General features: G+C 63.2%; 1 protein-coding gene. It reads left to right on the top strand.

What is annotated here, in order from left to right; all coding sequences use genetic code 11:
- A partial coding sequence (locus tag AC1DH9_RS27665) for a coiled-coil domain-containing protein (RefSeq protein WP_477809188.1) occupies positions 1–2258 on the top strand: 2258 nt, incomplete at both ends.

The following is a 2258-nucleotide window of genomic DNA, read 5'->3' on the forward strand; positions in this document are numbered from 1 at the left end:
GCGTAACTTCATTGAAGAAGCGGCGGGGATCTCCAAGTACAAGGAGCGCCGGCGCGAGACCGAAAACCGCATCCGTCGCACCCACGAAAACCTCGCGCGCCTGACCGACCTGCGYGATGAGCTGGAACGTCAGCTCGAACGCTTGCATCGTCAGGCCCAGGCGGCCGAGAAGTATCAGGAATACAAAGCCGAAGAGCGTCAGCTCAAGGCACAACTGTCGGCGCTACGCTGGCAGGAATTGAACGAACAGGTTGGCCAGCGCGAAGCGATCATTGGCAACCAGGAAATCAGTTTCGAGGCCCTGGTCGCTGAACAGCGCAATGCCGATGCGAGCATCGAGCGGCTGCGCGACGGACATCACGACCTGTCCGAGCGCTTCAATCTGGTGCAGGGACGCTTCTATTCGGTCGGCGGCGACATCGCCCGGGTCGAGCAAAGCATCCAGCACGGCCAGCAGCGTTTGCGTCAGTTGCAGGACGATTTGAAGGAAGCCGAGCGTTCGCGCCTGGAAACCGAGTCGCACCTGGGCCACGACCGCACCTTGCTGGCGACCCTCGGCGAAGAGCTGGATATGCTCACGCCCGAGCAGGAAGTCACCAGCGCCGCTGCTGAAGAGGCCGCCGCCGCGCTGGAAGAGTCCGAAACCACCATGCACGGCTGGCAGGAGCAGTGGGACAGTTTCAACCTGCGCTCGGCCGAGCCACGGCGTCAGGCCGAAGTCCAGCAGTCGCGCATCCAGCAGCTGGAAACCAGCATGGAACGTCTGGCCGAGCGCCAACGTCGCTTGGCCGAAGAGCGCGACCTGTTGTCGGCAGCCCCGGAAGACGCGGCGATTCTCGATCTGAGTGAACAGCTTGCCGCCAGTGAAGCGACCCTCGAAGATTTGCAGGCCAGCGAAGAAGCGCAGGTCGAGCGGCTTGAGCAGTTGCGTCAGGAACTGCAACTGGCCCTGCAAAACCAGCAGCAGGCACAGGGCGACTTGCAACGGCTCAACGGGCGCCTGGCCTCGCTGGAGGCGTTGCAGCAAGCGGCGCTCGATCCGGGCACCGGCGCCGCCGAGTGGTTGCGTGAACAGCATCTGGCCGAACGTCCGCGTCTGGCTGAAGGCTTGAAGGTTGAAGCGGGTTGGGAGCTGGCGGTGGAAACCGTGCTCGGTGCCGACCTGCAAGCCGTGCTGGTCGATGACTTCGCGGGCTTCGATCTGTCCGGCTTTGCCCAAGGCGATCTGCGTTTGCTCAGCCCGGCCAGCGATGGAGTGCGGATCCCCGGCAGCCTGCTCGACAAGGTTGAGGCGCAGATCGATTTGTCGCCGTGGTTGGGGCAGGTCAAGCCGGTGGACAGTCTTGAACAGGCGCTGTCGCTGCGTGGCCAGTTGTCGGTCGGCGAAAGCCTGATCAGTCGTGATGGCTACTGGGTTGGGCGGCACTTTTTGCGGGTGCGCCGCGCCAGTGAGGCCGAGAGCGGCATGTTGGCGCGCGGGCAGGAAATCCAGCGTCTGGGGCTTGAGCGCGAAGAGCGCGAAGCGACCGTCGAGACGCTGGAAACCACTTTGCAAAACCTGCGCGCCCAGCAACGTCAGCAAGAGAATGGCCGCGAACACCTGCGCCGTTTGCTGCAGGACGAAGCGCGCCAGCAAGGCGAATTGAAAGCTCAGTTGTCGGCCGGCAAGGCCAAGGCCGAGCAACTGACATTACGCCGCACGCGGCTCGACGAAGAGCTCGGTGAACTGGCTGAGCAGCGTGCGCTGGAACATGAACAGATTGGCGAGTCGCGCCTGCAATTGCAGGAAGCCCTCGACAGCATGGCGATCGATACCGAACAGCGCGAGTTGCTGCTGGCTCAGCGCGACAGCTTGCGCGAGCGCCTGGATCGGGTGCGGCAGGAGGCTCGTCAGCATAAAGACCACGCGCACCAATTGGCGGTGCGTCTGGGCTCGCTCAAGGCGCAACACGATTCAACCCGTCAGGCGCTGGAACGGCTGGAGTTGCAGTCCGAGCGCCTGACCGAAAAGCGCGAGCAGCTCAGCCTTAATCTGGAGGAGGGCGAAGCGCCGCTGGAAGAGTTGCGGCTCAAGCTCGAAGAGTTGCTCGACAAGCGCATGAGCGTCGACGAAGAACTCAGAACCGCGCAGATCGCCCTGGAAGATGCCGACCGTGAATTGCGTGATGCCGAGAAACGCCGCAGCCAGGCCGAGCAGCAATCACAGCTGATCCGTGGTCAACTTGAACAGCAGCGCATGGAATGGCAGGCCCTGACCG

The sequence above is a fragment of the Pseudomonas sp. 05T35 genome (assembly GCF_056396605.1).